The organism is Sulfuriferula sp. GW1 (assembly GCF_047300855.1).
Lineage (GTDB): Bacteria > Pseudomonadota > Gammaproteobacteria > Burkholderiales > Sulfuriferulaceae > Sulfuriferula.
Map to the genome: position 1 here is coordinate 3055572 of NZ_CP170197.1, position 21350 is coordinate 3076921.

The following is a 21350-nucleotide window of genomic DNA, read 5'->3' on the forward strand; positions in this document are numbered from 1 at the left end:
GCCTCCTCGATTCACTATTAACCATTTACCGTCACCAGTCTATCGCGACAGTTTGCCCTGCCACGGGCGCTTCCGCGCGCCAGCCCAGCGTGTCCCGGATATGCGCGGCAAAACCGTTTGCCGTGGCCGCTTCGCCATGCACCACGAAAGTTTGCCGGGGCGGGGCGCGAAAATGGCCGAGCCAACCCAGCAGTCCGGCCTGATCGGCGTGGGCGGACAATCCGCCGATGGTAAAAATGCGCGCGCGAACCGGCACCTCCACGCCAAAAATGCGCACCATTCTGGCGCCGTCCACCAGCCTGCGCCCCAGCGTGCCGGCGGCCTGGAAGCCGATAATGAGCACGCTGCTCTCGCGCAGCGGCAAGTTGTAGCGCAGATGATGCTTGATGCGGCCGGCATCGCACATGCCGCTGGCGGAAATGATGATCTTGCCGCGCGCTCCGTTTAACGCCTGCGATGCTTCCACATCCTCTACAAAATGGACGCGCGATTGCCCCTTTTTGTTCCCCTGCCCGTCGACCAGCAAATGCGCGTCGGGATCGAGCAGATCGAGATGCTTGAGCGTAATGCCGGTGGCTGCCGTGGCCATGGGCGAATCCACATAGATATCCAGCGCAGGCAGCCGGCCTTGCCGGGTGAGGTCGGCCAGCAGATAGAGCATGTCCTGGGTGCGTCCCACCGCGAAGGCGGGAATGATGACATTACCGCCCCGATGTTTGAGGGTATCCTGGATGGCAAACACCAGCTCTTCGATGGTGTCGTGCAGGCTTTTGTGCAGGCGGTTGCCGTAGGTGGATTCCACCACCAGCACGTCGGTTTCCTCAATCGGCGTGGCGTCGCGCACCAGCGGGTGGCCAGGCTGGCCGAGATCGCCGGAAAACACCAGTTTGAGCGTCTTGCCTGCTTCATCCAGCCACAATTCAATGATGGAGGAGCCGAGAATATGCCCGGCATCGCGGAACCGGCAGCGCACGCCGGGCGCCGGATTGACTTCATCCCCGTATTCCACCGGGCGCAGCCGTTTCAGGCTGGCTTGCGCCTGCATCACGGTATACAGCGGTGCGCTATCCGCGTGGGATTTCCTGCTGGTTTTATGGCGCCGGGCGTTTTCCCACTCGGCTTCCTTTTCCTGGATGTGACCGGAATCCGGCAGCATCACTGCAAGCAGGTCGCAGGTCGCCGCTGTCGCATATATCGGCCCCTTGAAGCCGAATGACACCAGCCGCGGCAACAGGCCGGAGTGGTCGATGTGCGCATGTGTCAGCAGTACGAAGTCGATGGTGTCAGGGTCGAAATCGAAGGCGTCGCGATTTTTGATGCGCGTTTCGCGCCCGCCCTGAAACAGGCCGCACTCCACCAGAAAGCGCGCCCCGGCCGTCTCCACCAGATAGCATGAGCCAGTGACTTCCTGCGCTGCGCCGAGAAATGTGAGCTTCATTGTGTGATCTTTCGGCATTGTGGATTCAACCGGCAGTGGGCAATACACGGAATTCACTCAGTATCGGGTGCAAAGTCTCGAACGACTTACCATACGTATCAGGCCAGAAAATTCGCGTTGCGTTGGCCTGCCGAAAATGCAGCCACGTTATCAAGCGTGGCGGTCGCGATGTTTGCCAGCGCTTCCTCGGTGAAAAATGCCTGATGCGGGGTCAGCAATACGCGCGGTTCGCGCAGCAAGTCTTTCAACAACGGGTCATCATAGCCGCAGTCCGAACAGTTACGAAAGAATATGCAGGCCTCGTCCTCGTAAACGTCGGCTGCGTATCCGCCCAGGCTATCGCTTCGCAGCGCTGCCAATACGGCTGAGGTATCCACCACGGCACCGCGACTGGTATTGACAAGGAGGGCATGGGGACGCGTGAGCTTGAGCAAATCCGCGTTGACCAGGTGGTGGGTATCGGGATTTAACGGACAATTCAGCGACAACACGTCGGATTCCGCCCAGACGGTTTCCAGCGTTTCGTACCGCACGCCGGCCATGCGGTGTTCCGCGGCGACAAGGGGATCATATGCCAGCACACGACAACCAAAGCCTTGCATGATGGCGGCGAAGCACCTCCCGATGCGCCCCATGCCAATAACGCCCGCGGTCTTGCCATAGAGGTCGAATCCCAGCAGTCCGTCCAGCGAGAAATCTGCGCGCTGCATGCGTTGATAGGCCTGATGAATATGGCGATTGAGCGACAATAGCAACGCAATGGCATGCTCGGCTACGGCATGCGGGGAATACTCAGGCACCCGGGCGACCGCTATTCCCAGCTTTCTGGCCGCCGCCAGATCGATATTATCAACCCCGGCTGCGCGCTGGATCAGAAGCTTGACGCCCGCATCACGTAGCCCTTGCAACACGGTTGCAGATACCTCGTCGCAAACGAAAGTGCAGACAGCATCGCAGCCTATTGCTTCACCCGAAGTGGCCGGCTCCAGTCGCTGTGTAGTCGCTGTAACATCATGCCCTGCCTGTTCCAGCCTGACGACGAGAGTCTGCTGATCGTGCGGGTGAGTGCTGTAAATAAAGATACGCATGGGTGCACTTAAGAATCAGACGGCGTCGATTAATCTATAGCTGATTTCCAGCATTTGGCTGATTTCCGCTTCCGATATCACGTAAGGCGGCATGAAATACACCGTCTTGCCAATTGGACGCAGCAACAGGCCGGCTTCCAGTCCGAGCTGGTAGCAGCGGCGGGCAAAATCCGCGGAGGCGTCGCTGACTTCGAATGCCCAGATCATGCCTGTATTGCGGAAATTTCTGACGCGAGGATGGTCACGCAGCGGCGCGGCCACACGATTGCAATAGGCTGCCTTGATGCGGTTGGCGGCCAGTACGTCGTCCTGTTCGAAAATGTCCAGCGTCGCCAGTGCAGCGCGGCAGGCCAGCGGATTGCCGGTATACGAATGCGAATGCAGGAAGCCGCGCGCGGTGGCGTCGTCATAAAATGCGGCGTAAATGGTGTCGGTGGTCAACACTGCTGACAGCGGCAAGTATCCACCCGTGATGCCTTTGGACAAGCAAATGAAATCAGCTGTCACGCCTGCCTGTTCGCAGGCAAACAGGGTGCCGGTGCGCCCGAATCCGACGGCAATTTCGTCCGCAATCAGGTGCACGCCGTAGCGGTCGCAAATCTCTCGCGCCCTTTGTAGGTACACGGGATGATACATGCCCATGCCCGCCGCCCCCTGCACCAGCGGCTCCACAATGAATGCCGCGGTCGTCGCATGGTGTTTGGCGAGGTGATTTTCCAGCGACTCGGCAGCACGAAGCGCATATTGCTCGGGTGATTCTCCCGGCTCGGCCAGCCGCCAGTCGGGACTCGGCACCTGCACGCTGTGGCGCAGCAACGGCGCGTAGGTGTCCTTGAACAGCGCGACGTCGGTCACCGATAATGCGCCTAGGGTTTCGCCATGATAGCTGTTTTGCAGACTGACAAATTCGGTCTTGCCCGGCTGACCGCTGTTGCGCCAGTAATGGAAGCTCATTTTTAATGCAATTTCCACTGCTGATGCGCCATCCGAACCATAAAAAGCGTGGCCCAAGCCGGTCAGGCGTGACAGACGCTCGGAGAGCTCAATGACCGGTGCGTGTGTAAAACCAGCCAGCATGACGTGCTCGATTTGTTCCAGTTGCTCGCGCAGTGCCGCATTGATGCGCGGGTTGCAATGGCCGAACAGGTTCACCCACCAGCTTGACACCGCATCCAGATAGCGCCGCCCCTCGAAGTCATACAACCATACCCCTTCGCCACGCGAAATCGGCACCGGCGGGTGGTCTTCGAGCTGTTTCATCTGCGTGCAGGGGTGCCAGACTGCCTCCCGGCTCCGCACCAACCAATATGAATTTTTCATGTATACCTTGAAATTAGCAGCTTCCGCCCCTATTATTAGCACTCCTCAGCCAAGAGTGCTAACAGCAATCTCGGCTGAATCCATTTTTGGCTTGCTTCACTGTTTGATGCAAGCCTTGATTCAGCGATTTTTTCCAGGAGATAGAGCAATGAAAATTCGTCCGCTGCATGACCGCGTGATTGTCAAACGCATGGAAGAAGAACGCAAGACCGCTTCCGGCATCGTGATTCCAGATAGCGCTACCGAAAAACCCGACCAGGGCGAAGTGCTTGCCGTGGGCAAGGGCAAAGTCAACGACGACGGTAAAGTGCGTGCGCTGGATGTGAAAGTCGGCGACCGCGTGTTGTTCGGCAAATATGCCGGCCAGGCCGTCAAGCTGGATGGCGACGAAGTTCTGGTGATGCGTGAAGAAGACATCATGGGTATTGTCGAGTAATTTCGGCCTGCCAAAGCATATCAATTGATTCAAAGAATTAGGAGCTAAAAATGCCTGCAAAAGACGTAAAATTCGGTGACATAGCGCGCCAAAAAATGATGATCGGCGTTAACGTTCTGGCCGACGCCGTTAAAGTGACCCTCGGACCTAAAGGCCGTAACGTAGTGCTGGATCGCTCTTTCGGCGCACCGACCATCACCAAGGACGGTGTTTCCGTCGCCAAGGAAATCGAACTGAAGGACAAATTCGAGAACATGGGGGCGCAGATGGTGAAGGAAGTCTCTTCCAAGACCTCCGACGTGGCCGGCGACGGTACCACGACTGCAACCGTACTGGCTCAAGCCATGCTGAAGGAAGGCATGAAGTTTGTCGCCGCCGGGATGAATCCGATGGATCTGAAACGCGGCATGGACAAAGCTGTCACCGCCATCATCTCTGAACTGCAAAAAATCTCCAAGCCTTGCACCACCGGCAAGGAAATCGCTCAGGTAGGCTCAATCTCTGCCAACTCCGACAGTTCCATCGGCGACATCATTGCCGAAGCCATGGAGAAGGTCGGTAAAGAAGGTGTGATTACCGTGGAAGATGGTTCCGGCCTGCAAAACGAGCTGGACGTGGTTGAGGGCATGCAGTTCGACCGCGGTTACCTGTCCCCTTACTTCATCAACAATGCCGACAAGCAAATCGCCCTGCTGGACAACCCTTTCGTGTTGCTGCATGACAAGAAAATTTCCAACATTCGCGACCTGTTGCCGGCACTCGAGCAAGTCGCCAAAGCGGGCCGCCCGCTGCTGATCATCGCCGAAGATGTGGACGGTGAAGCGCTGGCTACGCTGGTGGTGAACAACATCCGCGGCATCCTCAAGACCTGTGCTGTCAAGGCCCCTGGCTTCGGCGACCGTCGCAAGGCCATGCTGGAAGACATCGCCATCCTCACCGGTGGTACCGTGATCGCTGAAGAAGTCGGTCTGACGCTGGACAAAATCACCCTGGCCGAACTGGGTCAGGCCAAGCGCATCGAGGTGGGTAAAGACAACACCATCATCATCGACGGCGCCGGCAAGGATGACGCCATCAAGGGTCGCATTGCCCAGATCAACCGCCAGGCTGAGGAAGCCACCAGCGACTACGACAAGGAAAAGCTGCAGGAACGTAAGGCCAAACTGGCCGGCGGTGTGGCAGTGATCAAGGTCGGTGCAGCAACCGAAGTCGAAATGAAAGAGAAGAAGGCGCGCGTTGAAGACGCACTGCACGCGACCCGTGCAGCAGTGGAAGAAGGCATCGTCGCCGGCGGTGGTGTAGCCCTGCTGCGCGCCAAGATGGGTACCAGCAATCTGAAAGGCGACAATCACGACCAGGACGCCGGTATCAAGATCGTGCTGCGCGCGATCGAGGAACCGTTACGCCAGATCGTCATCAACTGCGGCGATGAAGCCTCGGTAGTCGTCAACAAGGTGCTGGAAGGCAAGGGCAACTACGGCTACAACGCTGCGACCAGCGAGTATGGCGACATGGTGGAAATGGGCGTGCTCGATCCTACCAAGGTGACCCGCACCGCGCTGCAAAACGCCGCTTCCGTGGCCAGCCTGATGCTGACCACCGACGCGATGGTCGCTGAACTACCGGAAGACAAATCCGGTGGCGGCGCTGGCATGGGCGACATGGGTGGTATGGGCGGCATGGGTGGTATGGGCGGCATGATGTAATCCTGCCCCTCGGCAAACCCCGAAAGCCCCTGCTTTGGCAGGGGCTTTTTTCATTTGCAGGAACCTGTATGACGGTAGTAGCATCACGTTGCACTCGGCTCCGACGGGTGTTCCACCAATAATAATGGCACCGGCTCAATCGAAGCCGTGCTTAACCGTCACAGGAGGCAGCATGACCACAACCAAAATGAACTGGCGGGCGATTGATGCTGATCCCCGCTTCCAGGCATTGCACCGCAAAAAAAGCCAGTTTCTATGGGGCTTGATGATTTTTTCAATGGTTTATTATTTTCTGCTGCCGATCGGCGCAGCGTATTTTCAGGAATTATTCAAAATCAAGGTGTGGGGGCCAGTCAATATCGGCCTCCTGTTCGCATTGTCCGAATTTGTGGTGGCGTGGCTGATAGCTTTTATCTACTCGCGCAAAGCCAACGCTGAATTCGATTCCATGGCACAAGACATCGTCAACGACGCGCATAACCTGGGAGCCTGACACCATGCGAATTCTACACAATCAGTCTCAATGGCTGGGATTCATCCTGCTTAGCATTTTCAGCAATGCGGCATTTTCTGCAGAAGGCGCCGTCGCCGCTGAATACAAATGGATAACCTTCGCGGTCTTCGGCGGCATCATCGCGCTCACCATGGCCATTACCTACTGGGCCGCCAAACGCACCCATACCACCGCCGAGTTTTATGCGGCCAACCGTTCCATTTCCGGCTTTCAGAACGGCTGGGCAATCGCCGGTGACTACTTGTCTGCAGCTTCTTTTCTGGGTATTGCGGGGTTGATCTCCCTGTACGGCTACGATGGCTTCATGTATTCCGTGGGGTTTCTGGTGGCCTACATCACCGTGCTATTGGTGATTGCCGAACCCTGCCGCAATATCGGCAAGTACACCCTGGGCGACATCCTGGCATTCCGCAACGAGCCCAAAAAATCCAAGGCCATTGCCGCCCTCAGCACCATTACCGTATCGATTTTCTACCTGACTGCACAAATGGTAGGGGGTGGAATATTGGTCAAAACCCTGATCGGCATCAATTACGAAGTGTCGGTTATCGTGGTGGGCTTGCTGATGCTGGCCTACGTGGTGTTTGGCGGCATGGTCGCCACGACCTGGGTGCAGATTGTCAAAGCCGTGCTATTGGTGATCGCATCCATCGTGCTGGTGGCACTGGTGTGGGCGCCGTACGGTTTCAGCCTGCCGGGCTTCCTGGACAGCGTAGTGAATAATGAGGGCGTGCAGAAGCAGGTCGCCAAACTGCTGGGTTCCGCGGCGACCAACATGACCCCGGCAGAACTGGGGCAGCGCTTCCTGGAGCCCGGTCTGTTCCTAAAGAGCCCGATCGACCAGATATCGCTGGGGTTGGCGCTGGTGCTGGGTACTGCCGGTCTTCCGCATATCCTGATGCGCTTCTTCACAGTGCCGAATGCCAAGGAAGCACGTAAATCGGTGATGTGGGCCATGCTCATCATCGGCGGTTTCTATGTGCTGACCTTGTTTCTGGGTCTGGGCGCGGCAATTAACGTGGGACCTGCCAACATCGCCGCACTGGATAAGGGCGGCAATATGGCCGCACCTATCCTGGCGCAGTACCTGGGTGGCGGTGCAGATTCCATGCTCGGCAATTTCTTCCTTGCCTTTGTGGCGGCTGTCGCTTTCGCTACCATTGTTGCTGTCGTGGCGGGGCTGGTACTCGCTTCCGCTTCTGCGATGGCTCACGATATCTACGTGGGTGTCATCCGCGGCGACCATGCGACGCCAGGTGAACAGATGAAAGCGGCGCGCATTGCGTCGGTAATCGTGGGCATTGTCGCCATCATCATCGGCATCGCCGCCAAGGGCCAGAACATCGCGCACCTGGTAGGCATGGCCTTCGCCGTGGCTGCCTCAAGCAACCTGCCGGCGGTACTTCTCACCCTGCACTGGAAACGCTGCAATACGGGCGGCATCATCCTGGGCATGCTGGCGGGAGCGATTTCGGCGATTGCCCTGGTCATGGTTTCGCCCAACATGACCTATCCCAAAGACGTCGTGAAAGCCGCCAACAAGGTGTTGCAGGGCGAGCCCGCCGTAGAAGCCAAACCGGCCGTGCCAGCACAGCCTGGAGATGGTTTCGTGTGCGAGTTGTTTGCCGTGTGTAAAAAGGCTGAGCCTGCCAAACCGGAAACCTTGGCCAAACCAGCCACGCCAGGAGCCGTGGAAAAACTGGCAACACTCAACGCCAAACTGGCCAGCATGACCGACCCTGCGGAAATTGCCAAAACCAGAATCGAAATCGACAAGCTGGGATTGGCTGTTAAAAAAGCCCAGGACGACCTGAAACAGTATGAAGGAAAGACCACCAGCCTCGTCGGCCTGGAAAAGCCCTTCTTCCTGCTCAAGAACCCAGGCCTGATATCCATCCCGCTGGGTTTCCTGATGGTCATTCTGGGTTCGTTGCTGTATCGCGACCCGCATGCGGCGGAAATGTGGGATGAACTGTATGTGCGCCAGAACACCGGCATACACGCTCACTAAAACGTAGAATATAAACACGCCACACCGGCCGCTGGCTCAGCTTGAGTCAGCGGCTTTTTTACGCCCAAGTTCCGGAAAAAAACTTGACGGAATAGCTCGCTCAGGGTCTAATGGCGGGCTTCACGGCCAGGTAGCTCAGTTGGTAGAGCAGCGGATTGAAAATCCGCGTGTCGGCAGTTCGATTCTGCCCCTGGCCACCAAGCAACACGCTAAAAAACAATAGCGGCCGCAAGCGTCGCGTACATTCTTATCCTTTTTGTCAGAATTCCCGGCAAAACATCAACAAGCATCCCGCCTGCAAGTAGTCAACACATGATTTTATTGCATCCCTGACATGGCCACCGTTATTGGTGCATCGTCACGCCGCGAAATCCGATACCCCGAACAAAATAGGCCTGGGTGTCACGCCTGTAAGATGGGCCGCATCATCAGCAACTAGGCTATGGTACGGAACAGGAAAACCGCACCCACTATGATGCAGAGCATGCCAACGAATTTTTTAAGGATGTGGGTATCCACGATGTGAGCAATATGGGCACCAAGAAATACGCCGCCTATTTCAAAAACAATAATGAGACCGGCGACTCCGAAATCGATGGACCCGTAACGCAGGTTGCCCAACGTGCCGGATGCAGCCCCCACGATCTGAATGACCTGGCTTACGCCGATTGCCGTGAGCGGAGCAAAGCCGGACAAGACCATCAGCGGTACGGATAGCACCGGGCCGCCCACGCCCGTCAACCCGGAACCGAATCCGGCCACAGCGCCAATGCCCACCAATAGCAGGCGCTGTCTGTGCGGATGGCTTCCCCATGCGGCCTGCGTTTCTGCACGACCTGATCGAAGCGTATATATACCCGCGAGGATGATAATCACGGCCAGAATCAAAGCCAGTGAGGGCGCGTTCAGTCTCGAATTTGCCCACGCGCCCAGAAAGGCCGCCACTGCCGCACCCGCGCAAACCGGTTGCGCCAATTTCCAATCGATGCTTCCCTGCCGATGAAAAAAGAACGTGCCGGCAAGCCCCGCAAAAATGAACGTGAATAAGGAAGTCGCCATGCTCAGGTGGATTGCCATGCCGGTAAGCATGGTTAACACCGAGGGAAGCAGTATCCCCCCGACCCCCACCGAGCCGACCAGTATTCCCACGCCAACCACCGCGAGCAATAGTGCAATGCTCCCTAACATGCGCGCTCCTCAAATCCGGATATTGCAATAGGGAACGTCACGCCTCGCACTCAAGCTGTCTCAAATAGCTCCATGGAAAAATTCCGCGATCATGTCCGTCATCAAAGCCGAGCTGCATCGCATACGACCCCACCGGCACGATCGAAAGGATGCGGATATCTTCCGGGCAGGGAATGTCTTCATGCTTGGCGGCTAGCTGCCGGCAGGTGGTGCAGCGACAGGCGCGCCGCAATGCAGCGTCTTTAAACCGGCTCACCAGCCCGTCACTCCAGTTGATCTCCAGTTCGCGTGATGCGGCAAGCTGTCGTATCTCGATCGGTATGGGTTCGTTTGACACGATTATTCCCTTTGCCCCATGCGCTGTTGCGCCGCCTCTTCAGCAACAGGAACGCGTGCGCATTCGTGCGCATTGCGATTTTTCTCGTCCAGAAGATAACTCAACCATAAATTGCTCACTTTCTCCTGCACGCTGTTTTGCCCCTGGCGTGCCTTGAGATTCACGAAATCCACCGCGAACAAAGGTTGATGTTGATTAAAGCACGAAAACACGATGCCTGCCGGCAACTTCGTCTCCGGGTCATGGTGCTGGCACAGGCACTGGGCGCAGACTTCCTTCATCATGCATTGCATCGGGCTATTCACTGCAACCAGCGCTTTGAGCTGCGGTTTCAGCAAATGCCGCAAGATAGTGCGCAAGGCGCCGGACATGCGTTCCATCGTAGCCGGGTTGTCGGACAGCAGTAGTGTGTCCGTGTGCCCCAGCCAGTTTGAATAGCTGCCCTCGGTTTCCAGGCAGGCGCTGATGTAGTCGTCGACGCCATGCGTAAAGCAGCTGTCCTGCGACCGTTTGCAATGGAGCGCCGGACCTTCGTCGAGTATCCATATCGCCTGGTCGGCCAGGATTTCCATGACCGCCTGGACCGCTTGCGCCTGCTGCCCATTACGAAAATGCCCGATAAAGATGATCTGATTGCCCGCTGCATGCCACGCGGTGCTGCCATCGATGGTGCTGGTCACGGCGGAATGCCCACCCATGACCGTGACCGTTTGATTCTCGGGCATGGGCAGGCCGGTACCGGTCGGCCCCATCAGGACTACCGGCTCGCCCGGTGCGAGTTGGGCAGCAATGCGACTGGAGGCGCCGACTTCGTTCACCAGCAGTTTGATTTCTCCGCTCTGTTTATCCACGTCGATGCCGTCGATGGCCATGCCTTCCATTTGCAGCACGGTTCCCTGCAAATGTTCGGCACGCGCATGGAAGTTTTGCAGCCGGTAAATCTGACCCGGCTGCCAGTTCTGGGCAGCCTGGCGCGCCCGTACCGTAACGCTCATCACATTGCCGCCCAAACGTTCCACCTGGGTGACCACCGGGCAAAGCCAGCTGTCCAGATTTTCCACAAAACCTTGCCAGGCAGCTTGAGTGGCCGCATCAACCGGCGCCTGCAGGCGATGCGCGAACAGCGTTGCGATCTCGCGTGCGCCCTGTTTTCCAGAAGCCATGGCCTTCACTACGCTGCCCTGAAACTGCGGGTGATTATCGCCATAGATGCTGATTCGGTGTTCACCCTTTTGATACGAAGTCAGGAAGCCGATATCCGCACTCTTGCAGTTCCCTGTTGACGCCGCTCTGCGCAAGCTTGTCTCGCCTGTTAGCTGTTTATGCGTCGCGAAATATTTGCCGTCCATCTCGAACTCGCCCGGGTGCTCGCGGTTGTAAACCGTGTTGGGGCTGCTGCCTGCGGCAACGAATACCGAGCGCGCGGGAAGCTCGATCTGTTCTCCGCTGTCGACCCAGGCGCCCTGCGCATCCTCGACCAAACGGCGAAACATCATGCCCTGAACATGGCCCGCTTCATCCAGCACCGCTTCTGCCGGATCCAGTCCTTGCGCGTAAAAAATCCCTTCCTGCAAAGCCTTTTCAATTTCTTCGTGATTGCGCAGATAGGCTGGCGATTCGTTCATCCCGCGCCGGTAAACCACAGTTACGCCACCCCATGCCTGCAGCAGCGGCGCAAAATTCGGCGTTTCGTTGGCTACGGCTGCACGTCGCCGTTCCGCGCGAATCAGCCTGGCGTGAGCCAGATATTCTTCAAAAATGCCCTGCTCTACTTTATTCAAAGTGGCGTCCCAGCGGCCTGCCAAAGTGATCTTTTCAAAACGCTCCAGCATCTTCTCGACTTGTAGTACGTAGTAAGCCTGGACTTCGGTTGCCGTATCGATGGCGCTGAGCCCGCCGCCCACGACCAGCGCCGGCAGCCGGACTTGCAGATTGGCCAGGCTGTCTTTTTTCGAGGCGCCGGTGAGTTGCAGCGCCATCAGGAAATCACTGGCCTGACGGATGCCATGCGCCAGATTGTTCTTGATCTGGATCACCGTAGGTTTGCCGGCTCCCGTCGCCAGTGCGATATGCTCAAAGCCCAGCGTCCAGGCATCGTCTATAGTCATGGTGCCGCCGAAACGCACGCCACCGTAAACGCGAAAATGCCGATTGCGCGCCAGGGTCAGGTACACCAGCTTGAGGAAGTTCTTGTCCCAGCGCACCGTAATGCCGTACTCGGCCACACCACCGAATCCGCTCATCACGCGTTCATCCAGAGGTTCATTCAGGTCGCTTACGTGTTTGATGGGAGTGGGAACCCGCCCGCCCGCCCCAGTCCAGGCTTCATCGAGCGGCTCGATTTTCAAACCGTCGATCGCCACTACGCCGAATCCTGATTGCAGCAGATGATGCGACAGATTGAAGCCGGCCGGTCCTGCACCGACACACAGAATGCGCGTGCCATGATGCGGCAGCGCATAGGGACGAGCCCGATTGAGCGGGTTCCAGCGCGTCAGCAAATAATAGATTTCGAATCCCCAGGGCCAGTTCAGAACGTCAGTCAGGATGCGCGTCTCGATCTGAGGAATATCGACCGGATCCTGCTTCTGATAAATACAGCCCTTCATGCAGTCGTTGCAGATGCGGTTGCCGGTGGCAGGCACCAGCGGATTGTCGATCATGATGACCGCCAGCGCGGCCAGCGTATAGGCGTCCAGCTTCAGTGTATGCGCTTCCGATATGCGCTCTTCGAGCGGGCAACCGGTGAGCTCCACGCCCAGCGAATTGGTGCGAAATCCGCCGTTTTCCTTGTCCGGAAATCCCTTGGAGCAAAAGTCGCCTTCATGGTCATGGCAGTAAACGCAGTAATGCACATGATCCATGGTTTCGCGCAGATTGAAGCGCGGGTCCGTCAACCCGAAACCGTCACGGCGCCGCTGCCGTTCCGCAAGACCGCCTACGCGTCCTGCCGCATCGTTCTCCACAGGTATCGTCGGCACCAGTTTCATGTATTCGATTTTCTGCGGCAGTTTGAAGCTGACCCATCCGGCCACGCTCGCCTTGCCTTCCGGGGTGTTGTAGGCGGCATAAGCCCATTCTTCCAGCAGACTCAGGGTATCGTTGGCACCGGACTCTGCAGCCAATACCCACAGTCTGGCAACGGCCAGTTCCTGATCGGTTGTGTCCTGCGTGTACAGCTTCTGTTGCAGCAGGTCATTCAGCATTTCAAATGAGCGGGTCGCGGCGCGCTTGCGGCGCACGCGCGGCTTGATGAATTTTTCCTTGAACGCATGAACCGGCTCGTCAAGTAGCTGCTGCCGCCTTAATCCGTTACGTGCCGTTTCAACGCCAAATGCGCCCACCAGAAAATCTTCCAGACACCGGCCTGCGTCGATGAGCAATCCTGACTCTGCTACGGCACTGATCTCAGCTCCGTTTCTATATGCCAGAAATTGCGCTGCCAGCTGGCTGTCGCGTTGCGTCAGAAAGCCCAAAAACAGTTCATCCAGTACCGGCAGGCGCTCCGCTTCGTAGATGTCTGCGTACTTGAATCCGGGTAACTTCAATTCGAATGATGTCATCTCTGTTCCTTCTTGAAACAATCTATATTCTTTCAGGCAGGCATCTGTTTCGCCTGCATACGGATCAATCGCTCACCACGACAAGACATGTAATTACAAGTTCTCATGCAGCAAGCCAGGCACGATTGCCTGCTCCTGCTGCGTGGCTAAATCAGTTCGGCCACGCCTTGCGGCCCTACTTCCATACCGAACCCGCCCATCCCCTCTTTGAGGTCGCCACCCATGGCCTTGAAACTTTCTTCGCGAATAAGCTCATGCAGCTGCCGTTTCAGCAGGAGAAATTCGTTTGACGTGGTCATTTCCGCGACACGTGGCCGCGGCAGCGGCACTTCGATTTCCGCCTTGATGCGGCCGGGTCTCGCGGTCATCACGTAGACTTTGTCGGAGAGGAAAATGGATTCGTCAATATCGTGCGTGATGAACAGCACTGAAAGCCGGAAGCGTTGCCACATGTTGGTCAGGATTTGCTGCATCACGACGCGCGTCTGTGCATCCAGCGCACCGAAAGGCTCGTCCATCAGCAGTACCTGAGGGCTGGTTGCCAGCGCGCGGACGATGCCGACGCGCTGCTTCATCCCCCCCGACAACTGATCCGGGTAATGATTTTCGAACGCGAGCAGACCCGCCAGGCCTAGCAGGGTTCGGGCCGCTGTTTCCCGTTCACTTCTTTGGCGGCCCTGCATTTTCAGACCGAACTCCACGTTCCTGCGTACCGTCATCCAGGGAAACAGCGAGTATTGCTGGAATACCATGCCACGCTCGGCGCCGGGCCCGCGTACATCCACTCCATCGACCAGTACGCTGCCTCCCGTACGTTTGACGAAACCCGCCACGACATTCAGCAGCGTTGATTTTCCGCAGCCGGATGGGCCGAGTATGGAGACAAATTCACCCGGTTTCACATCAATGCTGACCTCATTGACGGCATCGACCACATTTGCACCCGAACCGAAGCGGACGTCCAGATTCCTGATTTCCACGTTGCCTTTATCTGCGGTCATGCCTTGCTCCCTCCGTTCTGGTTAGCCCAGGGCATGCTCATACGCCCGATCCAGCGTATTGCCGTGCTGCAGGCCAGGCCCAGGAATCCAATGACGATCATGCCGATGACGATGTCTGAATACTGGATCAGGGAATAAGCTTCCCAAGTGAAATAACCGATCCCGTATTGACCGGAAATCATTTCTGCGGCGATTAATGAAACCCAGGCCACACCCATGCCTACCGACAAGCCGTTGAAGATTTGCGGCAGCGCGGCCGGCAAGATGACCTGCCGCAACAATGCGGGCTCTTTCGCGCCAAGACTGCGTGCGGCGCGAATCAGCACCGGATCGACACTCGTCACGCCGTGCACCGTGCTCAGCAGGATCGGAAAAAACGACCCGAGAAAAGTGATGAAGACGATGCTGCCCTCGTTGGTTGGCCACAACATGATGGCGATGGGTACCCAGGCAATGGCAGGAATCGGCCGGAGTATTTCAAGGATCGGGGACATGAGTTGCCGGGCCAACCTATAGTGGCCGATGACGAGCCCCAAAGCAACGCCGAAAACCACAGCGATGCCAAACCCCAGCAGGATTCTACGCAAACTGATCAGCATGTTTTGGTAGAAGCTGTCGTTTTTGCTCAGGTCCACCATCTCCTTGAAGACATCCAGCGGTGCCGGGATATTGGTAAACCGGACATAGAAGTCGACCCGATATTTCACGGCCAGGTACCAGGCTCCGATGAACAGTGCGATGGAGATCAGTGCAAGCACCGCGGAGCCGATATTGCGTCCGGCACTGTCTGCCAGATTTTGCCAGACTCCATGACCTGGCGAGGTCTGGCCAGCAGTTTGCTCGGCAATCACTTTGCCTTGGTCATTAGCTGGCGTTGCCGCCATCTCCGGCGCACTTGCCGCATCGTTTGTCTCTTCGTGATAGTTAATCAGCTCTGCGGTTCGCATCATTACCTCCCCACGCTTGCAGCTGCAAGCGCTTCGGTATAATCCGCAACCTTGCCCCCATGCTTGGCTGCGTATGCAGCGGCATCATTTTTCAACAGGAACGGGACGATGGAAGGGTGTTTTGGCTGTTTGGCATCGAGGGCATAGAACGCCTTGTCGGCGAACAGCTTGATGCCGTACGTCTTGTCGAACAGGTAAACCACATCTATCTTCTTGCCTTCGGATGAGGCTTTCTTTACCGCAGCCAAGGTGCAGTCCGGAGAGCTATATGCGGTAATGGCACCATTTTCTATCCACACCTCGCCGCCCGCTCTGGGATCCTTGATCGGCTTCTTGCACAGGGGATCCATGCCGCCAATTTCATACCCGGCAAAGCTCGCCTTCTGCTTGTCGTAATCCAGGCCTTTTTCCTTGAAAGCTTCGCGGATATAGGCCTCGTTAACCCAGGCATCGGCATTGAATTGCTTTACCTTCCCCATGCGCTGCAGCACGCCGGTGTCGTATTTGATGGTTTCTATCCATTTCGGCTTGATGGTCGGGTCCAGCGTGTGGATACCGCTTGGCCCAAGAAATATATAGACAACCTCTTTTTCGATCTTGGTCCAGTCCTGAATTTTTTCCGCGGCCAATTTTGGATTCTTGCGAACCCAGTCATTCGCATCCAGCAGCGCTTTCAGATAGGCGACGACGACTTCCGGGTATTTGTCCGCAAAATCCTTGCGCACCACGATGCCGTGCATGGTCGGTACCTTGGTCTCGACGCCGTCGAAGATTTTGCGCGCAAAGCCACGGTAGGGAAGCAACTCAGCGAATGGCACGAAGTCCGCATGCGCATCGATCTTGCCCTCCTGCAAATTGGTCGTACCGACTTCCGGGCTCTGATTCGACAGCTTCCAGAAATCATCCTTCCACCCCCTGTCCTCCATCGCCTTCAACAGCATGCCATGGGCAGCGGAACCGAACGGCACGGATATGCTCTTGCCCTTCAGGTCGGACAGCTGGTAGTAAGGCGAGTCCTTGCGCACGACGACGCCATTGCCTGCGCCATCCTTGTTGTACGCAATAATCGCGACCAGTTCGCTCTTGGTGTCGTTACTGTTCTGGAAAGTGGCGCCATTCACCAGCATCGGATAGTCGCCCATCATCCCGATCTGCAACTTGTTCGCGATCATGCCGTTGGTGACTGGTGGACCGGATGTGAAGTTCTGCCAATCGATCTTGAAATGGATATCCTTGTACTTGCCGGTCTTCGGCAAGTATTTTTCCAGCAAGCCCAGCTTCTCCATGACTATTCCGGCAGTGACTGTATTGGTCGTGGTGTTCTGGATACCGATACCGAGAGTCACGTCTTCAGCATGTGCCACCACCGTTAAAAATGCCGAGGACGCCAGTGCCGCAGCTGCGAGCAGCAGTTTAAATAATGATGCTTTTCTTCCGGTTGTATTACTTGTTAGCCGCGTAATCACAATAAGTACCCCTTTTAAAATAAGTTACACATGTATTTAAATAGGCAACTTTCATACCCAGCGAGTATTTTTTATAACAACCTGTTTTATTGAATCTTTATCCTCTTGCCACTGTGTTCCATGCCCCTCATGCGTGCGACCTGTAGTGGCGTGCACTGCATTCATGCGGTGCACATTTCAACCTGTTTGCAGATACTGAAATTTCTCCTGCACACCCATCCATTCATCCGCATCTGCAGGCGCATCCACACGGGCACTGATGACCGGCCACACTTGCGACAGCTCTTCATTCAGGGCCACGTATTTTTCATACTCCGGCGGCAAATCTTCTTCAGCGAAGATTGCACCGGCAGGACATTCATCCACGCACAGCGAACAGTCGATGCACACGGCTGCGTTGATCACCAGAAAATTGGGTCCCTCATGGAAGCAATCCACCGGGCACACCTCAACACAATCGGTAAACTTGCAACGGATGCAGGGTTCGGCAACGATATAGGTCATGGTTTTTCCTTTCAGCCTGCTTGATCAGCGCGCTATCTGCGTCATGGCCAGCTTGGCCAGTTTACGCACATCCGGATCGGGGTCTTCGAGCGCTTTTTCCAGTGCGGGCAATGCTGCGGGATCACCCACTTCACCCAGGGCGACCGCGGCTTCCTTGCGTAAATTGCTCACCGGGTGCACCAGTGCCTCGCACAATGCGGGCAAAGCTGCACGACTCCTGAGCCTGCCGAGACTGCGTGCAGCCTTGATCCTGACTTGCCAGTAGCTGTCCTGCATTGCGACAATGAGTTGCGGCACCGCGTTTTCCGCGCGCAACTTGCCCAGTGTCATGACGGCTTCCTCGCGCACCTGCCAGGATTCATCATTCATGGCATCGGCCAAGGCAGGGAACACAACAGCCAATGCCGGAGCAAAGCCGAGTGCTCCCACCGCGATGCGCCTCACTTCTGAATCTGCATCCTGCGTGGCCACCCTGGACAATGATGCCAGCGCGCGCGGATCTTTGAGATAACCCAGCACGCCGACCGCCGCCTGCCGCACATCGGCATCGGCATCGGCAATGGCTGCCAGGGCGGGTTCCAAACTACCTGCCACCTTGAGTTCTTTCAGCGCCCGGAAAATCGCTGCCTTGGCATATCCTGATGAGGCATCCAGCGCGTTCAGCAATACTCCGCCGAGCCTTGAGTCTTTCAGTTCACCTAGCGATAGCGCTGCATTTGCGCCAACCTGCGGATCGCTATCCGTCAGCACGCCAATCAGCGCAGTCACCACGGCTTCGCTCTCGTAGCCTTCCAGAGCAGCTGCTGCCTCGGCCCGAACATTGGCATCAACGTCCTGTAGCGCTTCGATTAATAGCGGGACGATCAAGTCCTCGTCTTCGCTATCGGCCAGATCCATCAGCGCAATGCGTCTGATTTCCGGATCGGCGTCGGTCATGCGCTGCTTCAGCTGCGCTGATAGTCCATCTTGGATACTGAGTGCGGTCATGGTCTGGCTCCAGGCTTAACGCAACAAATAGGGAATATCGACATGCACGGCCCCGGTCGGACAATCTTTCTCGCAGGGCATGCAATACCAGCACTCGTCGAATTTCATGTAGGCCGTGCCTTTGGCAAGATCGATTGCCAGTATGTCGAGCGGGCATACGTCCACGCATACGGTGCAGCCCTTGGCGGCAATGCATTTTTCTTCATCTACCGTGACAGGCACGGTTACTCGGTTCAAGGCGTAAGTCATGGCATCTCTCCTTTAGGCGGCCGCGGGTTCTTTGACGATCCGAAGCTTTTGATAAGCGGTCTTTTCTTCCTCGTCGAGGGCAACGATGTAGGGTTCGATCGGCCGCGTGAAACAACTCATGTTGCCGTTGGCATCTTTCTTTACCTGCACATGCACGAACCAGTCGGCGTCGTTTTTCTCCGGATAATCCACTCGATAGTGGTACAGACCCCAGCGGCTTTCCTTGCGGTACAGCGATGCCTGTGCGGCCATCTCGGCGCAATCGCGGATGGCGTGTATCTCCATTGCGCGCATCAATTCGTGCGGATTCGTTGCACTCATCCGGGTAAGATCCTCTTCGATTTCTGCGAAGCGCTGCAGCCCGATTTCCATCTTGCGGGTGACTTTAGGTGGCTGCAGATAGTCGTTAACCATGCGCCGCAATTTGTATTCGACCTGGCTGGGAGGCAGTCCGTCGACCACATCCAGCGGCCCCCATACGCGCTTGCGCTCTTCTTCAACCTGGGCGTTATCGACCGGCGGCAACGCGTGATTGGCACAATATTCCGCTGCACTTTCACCGGCCAGCTTGCCGTAAACGAACGCGCCCAGCATGTAGTTATGCGGCACGCAAGCCAGGTCACCGGCAGCGTACAAGCCCGGCACGGTGGTTTCAGCATGCTCGTTGACCCACACGCCTGAACCACTGTGGCCGCTACACAGACCAATCTCGGAGATATGCATTTCCACCATGCCGGTGCGATAGTCGAGACCGCGTCCTTCGTGAAAACGTCCACGGCTCGGTCTTTCATTGGTATGCAGAATCTCTTCAATCGTGGAAATGGTTTCTTCGGCCAGATGATCCATTTTCAGGAACACTGGCCCGTTGCCGCCTTCGAGTTCCTTGTAGAACTCCATCATCATCTGGCCGCTCCAGTAATCGCACTCGATGAAACGGTCTCCGTTTGCGTTGGCGGTGTATCCACCGAATGGACCGGTGACATAAGCGCAGGAAGGGCCGTTGTAATCCTTGATCAAAGGATTGATCTGGAAGCACTCGATACCGGAAAGCTCGGCGCCAGCGTGATAAGCCAGGCTGTAGCCATCTCCCGCATTGGTGGGGTTTTCATAAGTACCGAACAGATAACCGGATGAGGGCATGCCCAGACGCCCGGCTGCGCCGGTTGCCAGAATGACGGTCTTCGAACGGATCACATAGAAATCGGCAGTACGGCTGTCGACTGCCATCGCGCCGGCAATCGCTCCATTTTCATCCAGCAGCAAACGGGTTGCCATCAGCCGGTTGGTGATTTCAACGCGCCGCTTTTTCAGCTGCCGGTACAGCACTTTTTTCATGTTGTGCCCTTCCGGCATGGGCAAAACATAAGTACCGATGTGATGGACTTTCTTGACCGCATAATCGCCGGTCTCGTCCTTTTCAAATTTCACCCCCCAGCTATCCAGTTCCTGAATCATGTCAAAGCTGCTGGTGGCGTATTTCATTACCGTCTTCTGGTTGACGATACCGTCATTAGCGACGGTGATTTCCTTCACATACTGCTCGGGTGTGGCATGACCCGGGATGACCGCATTGTTAAGCCCATCCATCCCCATGGAGATGGCGCCACTGCGTTTGACGTTGGCTTTTTCCATCACCAGCACGCGTAATGCAGGGTTCTTTTCCTTGGCTTTGGCCGCGGCCATCGGGCCAGCCGTACCGCCGCCTATCACCAGTACATCCACTTCCATTTCGATGGTATTCATTGAATGCTTCTCCTTGTTCTAAATGAATCGACGTTAAATGCGGCCGCGTTCGACGCGAAGCCGGTATTGGAAGGCATCGCCGCGGTAGTAGAGATATTCGAAATCAAGCGGCTGGTTGTCGGTGGTAAATGTCAGACGCTCGATGCGCAAAACCGGTGATCCTTCCTGCAAATGAATCAGCCTGCCCAATGATTCGTCTGCCAGCATGGCCTCGATCTGCAGTTCTGCCTGGCCCAGCGAATAACCGTAGTCATTTTCCAGAATCAGAAAGATGTCGCGGTGCGCGAGGTCTTCCTTGATCAGCCGTTCGCCGATTGATTTCGGCAGATAGGTCACGTCCAGCGAAATGGGGGCGCGGTTCAGGTAACGCACACGGCGGATCTCGGACACCATTTCGTTCTCGCCCAGACCCAGTTTCAGCGCTACGGTTTTGTCGGCAGGAACGATCTTGAAACTGATCACCTGCGAGAAGGTTTCATAACCCATACTGGCCATTGCTTCACCAAACCCTTGCAGCTTTCCGAGATTCTGGAATGCCTTGGGTTGCGATACATAGGTGCCCTTGCCGTGTATTTTGAAAATCAGCCCTTCTTTCTGCAGGTCACCCAAGGCCTGTCGCACGGTAATTCGGCTTACCTCAAAAGAGCGCGTCAATTCGCTTTCCGACGGCATTTGTTCATGGGCCTTGTAGGTCCCATCCAGAATGCGGTTCCTGAGTATTTCCTTGATCTGCGTATACAGCGGTACAGGCGACAGTGACAGTACGGTTTCTTTTTTCGGTTCCATTGATCAACCACTCCGTGCATATGTTTACTTGTTATGACAAGACGAGATAAAGCAAACCGCATGCCA

The 21350-nt window shown here is 56.4% G+C and carries 18 protein-coding genes and 1 tRNA gene; 5 read left to right on the forward strand and 14 right to left on the reverse strand.

Annotated features, from left to right (window positions below; translation table 11 throughout):
• Nucleotides 1-31: 31 nt before the first annotated feature.
• The 3 genes from ACFDAU_RS15035 to bioA form a co-directional block, all read right to left on the reverse strand.
• Nucleotides 32-1438 carry an MBL fold metallo-hydrolase RNA specificity domain-containing protein gene (locus ACFDAU_RS15035; RefSeq protein WP_413437716.1) on the reverse strand — a complete coding sequence of 469 codons (1407 nt, stop codon included), beginning with the start codon at nt 1436-1438 and terminating at the stop codon, nt 32-34.
• Between the two features lie 98 nt (nt 1439-1536).
• A complete protein-coding gene (locus ACFDAU_RS15040; protein WP_413437717.1) occupies nt 1537-2526 on the reverse strand; it encodes a 2-hydroxyacid dehydrogenase in 990 nt (329 codons plus the stop codon).
• A gap of 15 nt (nt 2527-2541) precedes the next feature.
• Nucleotides 2542-3846 (reverse strand): adenosylmethionine--8-amino-7-oxononanoate transaminase, encoded by a 1305-nt coding sequence (bioA, locus tag ACFDAU_RS15045; protein ID WP_413437718.1) that lies wholly within the window; start codon nt 3844-3846, stop codon nt 2542-2544.
• 148 nt (nt 3847-3994) lie between these two features.
• Here bioA and groES point away from each other — a divergent pair, with 148 nt between their 5' ends.
• The 5 genes from groES to ACFDAU_RS15070 all read left to right on the forward strand — a co-directional run bounded on the left by groES (nt 3995) and on the right by ACFDAU_RS15070 (nt 8713).
• Nucleotides 3995-4282, forward strand: a complete 288-nt coding sequence (gene groES, locus ACFDAU_RS15050) for a co-chaperone GroES (protein ID WP_413437719.1) — start codon at nt 3995-3997, stop codon at nt 4280-4282.
• 50 nt (nt 4283-4332) lie between these two features.
• Nucleotides 4333-5988 carry a chaperonin GroEL gene (gene groL / locus ACFDAU_RS15055; protein WP_413437720.1) on the forward strand — a complete coding sequence of 552 codons (1656 nt, stop codon included), beginning with the start codon at nt 4333-4335 and terminating at the stop codon, nt 5986-5988.
• Nucleotides 5989-6160: 172 nt separating this feature from the next.
• A complete protein-coding gene (locus ACFDAU_RS15060; RefSeq protein WP_413437721.1) occupies nt 6161-6481 on the forward strand; it encodes a DUF485 domain-containing protein in 321 nt (106 codons plus the stop codon).
• A gap of 4 nt (nt 6482-6485) precedes the next feature.
• Nucleotides 6486-8513, forward strand: coding sequence for a cation acetate symporter (locus tag ACFDAU_RS15065; protein ID WP_413437722.1), 2028 nt, complete (start codon nt 6486-6488; stop codon nt 8511-8513).
• Nucleotides 8514-8637: 124 nt separating this feature from the next.
• Nucleotides 8638-8713 (forward strand) — tRNA-Phe (locus tag ACFDAU_RS15070).
• Between the two features lie 235 nt (nt 8714-8948).
• Here the strand turns inward: ACFDAU_RS15070 and ACFDAU_RS15075 are convergent.
• The 11 genes from ACFDAU_RS15075 to ACFDAU_RS15125 form a co-directional block, all read right to left on the reverse strand.
• On the reverse strand, nt 8949-9701 hold the full coding sequence (locus tag ACFDAU_RS15075) for a sulfite exporter TauE/SafE family protein (RefSeq protein WP_413437723.1): 753 nt from the start codon (nt 9699-9701) through the stop codon (nt 8949-8951).
• Between the two features lie 37 nt (nt 9702-9738).
• Complete coding sequence (locus ACFDAU_RS15080) at nt 9739-10038, reverse strand: DUF971 domain-containing protein (RefSeq protein ID WP_413437724.1); 300 nt, start codon at nt 10036-10038, stop codon at nt 9739-9741.
• Between the two features lie 2 nt (nt 10039-10040).
• The gene (locus ACFDAU_RS15085) at nt 10041-13601 is read right to left on the reverse strand and encodes an FAD-dependent oxidoreductase (RefSeq protein ID WP_413437725.1); all 3561 of its coding nucleotides are present in this window, start codon (nt 13599-13601) and stop codon (nt 10041-10043) included.
• Nucleotides 13602-13747: 146 nt separating this feature from the next.
• A complete protein-coding gene (locus ACFDAU_RS15090) occupies nt 13748-14602 on the reverse strand; it encodes an ABC transporter ATP-binding protein (protein WP_413437726.1) in 855 nt (284 codons plus the stop codon).
• The gene (locus tag ACFDAU_RS15095) at nt 14599-15552 is read right to left on the reverse strand and encodes an ABC transporter permease (RefSeq protein ID WP_413437727.1); all 954 of its coding nucleotides are present in this window, start codon (nt 15550-15552) and stop codon (nt 14599-14601) included. Before ACFDAU_RS15095 ends, ACFDAU_RS15090 begins: the two co-directional genes overlap by 4 nt.
• Complete coding sequence (locus tag ACFDAU_RS15100; RefSeq protein ID WP_413437728.1) at nt 15552-17015, reverse strand: ABC transporter substrate-binding protein; 1464 nt, start codon at nt 17013-17015, stop codon at nt 15552-15554. The genes ACFDAU_RS15095 and ACFDAU_RS15100 overlap by 1 nt, the downstream gene beginning before the upstream one ends.
• Before the next feature lie 177 nt (nt 17016-17192).
• Nucleotides 17193-17519, reverse strand: a complete 327-nt coding sequence (fdxA, locus tag ACFDAU_RS15105) for a ferredoxin FdxA (protein WP_124704100.1) — start codon at nt 17517-17519, stop codon at nt 17193-17195.
• A 24-nt stretch (nt 17520-17543) separates the two neighbouring features.
• Nucleotides 17544-18506 carry a HEAT repeat domain-containing protein gene (locus ACFDAU_RS15110; protein ID WP_413437729.1) on the reverse strand — a complete coding sequence of 321 codons (963 nt, stop codon included), beginning with the start codon at nt 18504-18506 and terminating at the stop codon, nt 17544-17546.
• 15 nt (nt 18507-18521) lie between these two features.
• On the reverse strand, nt 18522-18755 hold the full coding sequence (locus ACFDAU_RS15115) for a ferredoxin family protein (RefSeq protein WP_124704102.1): 234 nt from the start codon (nt 18753-18755) through the stop codon (nt 18522-18524).
• A gap of 12 nt (nt 18756-18767) precedes the next feature.
• A complete protein-coding gene (locus ACFDAU_RS15120; RefSeq protein WP_413437730.1) occupies nt 18768-20498 on the reverse strand; it encodes a fumarate reductase/succinate dehydrogenase flavoprotein subunit in 1731 nt (576 codons plus the stop codon).
• A 33-nt stretch (nt 20499-20531) separates the two neighbouring features.
• Nucleotides 20532-21284, reverse strand: coding sequence for a GntR family transcriptional regulator (locus ACFDAU_RS15125; RefSeq protein ID WP_124704104.1), 753 nt, complete (start codon nt 21282-21284; stop codon nt 20532-20534).
• Nucleotides 21285-21350: the final 66 nt, after the last annotated feature.

Excerpts from the sequence above, each read along its gene's own strand:
- ACFDAU_RS15035 (WP_413437716.1), bottom strand. The coding sequence starts at position 1,438 with ATGAAGCTCACATTTCTCGGCGCAGCGCAGGAAGTCACTGGCTCATGC.
- ACFDAU_RS15040 (WP_413437717.1), bottom strand. The coding sequence starts at position 2,526 with ATGCGTATCTTTATTTACAGCACTCACCCGCACGATCAGCAGACTCTC.
- bioA (WP_413437718.1), bottom strand. The coding sequence starts at position 3,846 with ATGAAAAATTCATATTGGTTGGTGCGGAGCCGGGAGGCAGTCTGGCAC.
- groES (WP_413437719.1), top strand. The coding sequence starts at position 3,995 with ATGAAAATTCGTCCGCTGCATGACCGCGTGATTGTCAAACGCATGGAA.
- groL (WP_413437720.1), top strand. The coding sequence starts at position 4,333 with ATGCCTGCAAAAGACGTAAAATTCGGTGACATAGCGCGCCAAAAAATG.
- ACFDAU_RS15060 (WP_413437721.1), top strand. The coding sequence starts at position 6,161 with ATGACCACAACCAAAATGAACTGGCGGGCGATTGATGCTGATCCCCGC.
- ACFDAU_RS15065 (WP_413437722.1), top strand. The coding sequence starts at position 6,486 with ATGCGAATTCTACACAATCAGTCTCAATGGCTGGGATTCATCCTGCTT.
- ACFDAU_RS15075 (WP_413437723.1), bottom strand. The coding sequence starts at position 9,701 with ATGTTAGGGAGCATTGCACTATTGCTCGCGGTGGTTGGCGTGGGAATA.
- ACFDAU_RS15085 (WP_413437725.1), bottom strand. The coding sequence starts at position 13,601 with ATGACATCATTCGAATTGAAGTTACCCGGATTCAAGTACGCAGACATC.
- ACFDAU_RS15090 (WP_413437726.1), bottom strand. The coding sequence starts at position 14,602 with ATGACCGCAGATAAAGGCAACGTGGAAATCAGGAATCTGGACGTCCGC.
- ACFDAU_RS15095 (WP_413437727.1), bottom strand. The coding sequence starts at position 15,552 with ATGATGCGAACCGCAGAGCTGATTAACTATCACGAAGAGACAAACGAT.
- fdxA (WP_124704100.1), bottom strand. The coding sequence starts at position 17,519 with ATGACCTATATCGTTGCCGAACCCTGCATCCGTTGCAAGTTTACCGAT.
- ACFDAU_RS15110 (WP_413437729.1), bottom strand. The coding sequence starts at position 18,506 with ATGACCGCACTCAGTATCCAAGATGGACTATCAGCGCAGCTGAAGCAG.
- ACFDAU_RS15115 (WP_124704102.1), bottom strand. The coding sequence starts at position 18,755 with ATGACTTACGCCTTGAACCGAGTAACCGTGCCTGTCACGGTAGATGAA.
- ACFDAU_RS15120 (WP_413437730.1), bottom strand. The coding sequence starts at position 20,498 with ATGAATACCATCGAAATGGAAGTGGATGTACTGGTGATAGGCGGCGGT.
- ACFDAU_RS15125 (WP_124704104.1), bottom strand. The coding sequence starts at position 21,284 with ATGGAACCGAAAAAAGAAACCGTACTGTCACTGTCGCCTGTACCGCTG.